1 protein-coding gene is annotated in these 821 nt (G+C 70.0%); it reads left to right on the top strand.

Annotation, left to right across the window (positions count from 1 at the left end; all coding sequences use genetic code 11):
• Positions 1 to 69: 69 nt before the first annotated feature.
• On the top strand, positions 70 to 821 hold a 752-nt coding region (locus JMF90_RS38915), incomplete at its 3' end, for a LysR family transcriptional regulator (RefSeq protein ID WP_201326526.1).

The raw sequence follows: 821 nt of genomic DNA, 5'->3' as shown, positions 1-821 counted from the left end.
GATGCCGCGCGCGGGCACGCAGCGAATTACCGGTCGGGGAATGCAAAAATGCATCAGTCGGGACACACGATGAACTGGGACGACGCGCGCGTCTTTCTCGCGATCCATCGCGAGCGCACGCTGCGCCGCGCGGCGCAGACGCTCGGCGTCGATCAGGCGACGGTCGGGCGGCGGCTCGCGACGCTCGAGCACATGCTCGGCGCGACGCTGTTCCTGCGTTCGTCGAAAGGCTATCTGCCCACGCCGGTCGGCGAACTGGCGCTGCGCGCCGCCGAGGCGATGGAGCAGCATGCGCACGAGCTGGTGCGGCTGACGCAGGGGGTCGACCGGCGGCTCGCCGGGGAGGTGAAGATCACGACGACCGACGCGCTCGCGATCGAGTTCGTGATGCCGTCGATCGCACGGCTGCACGCGAAACATCCCGACGTCTCCGTCGCGCTGAACACGTCGACCCACATCCTGAATCTCGCGAAACGCGAAGCCGATATCGCCATCCGCACCGTGCGGCCCGAGAACCCCGATCTGGTCGCGCGCCGGCTGGCGTGCTGGGACATGGGGCTATTCGCGTCGCCCGACTATCTGCACCGGCACGGCGAGCCCGAGCGCGGCCGCGCGTTCGCGGGCCACGACCTCGCCGTCTACCAGCCGTACATCGACGCCAGCCGCAAGCCGACCCTCGCCGGCGAACCGATCGACGGCGGCCGCATCGTCACGCGCACCAACTCGAACCTGATGCTGCGTGCGGCGCTGCGTGCGGGCCTCGGCGTCGGCGAGATTCCGGTTCACATGGGCGAGCGCGACGGGCTCGCGCGGATCTGGCC

The sequence above is a fragment of the Burkholderia sp. E168m23 genome (assembly GCF_016586125.1).
GTDB lineage: Bacteria > Pseudomonadota > Gammaproteobacteria > Burkholderiales > Burkholderiaceae > Burkholderia > Burkholderia orbicola.
This window is presented reverse-complemented; position numbering and strand designations above follow the sequence as displayed.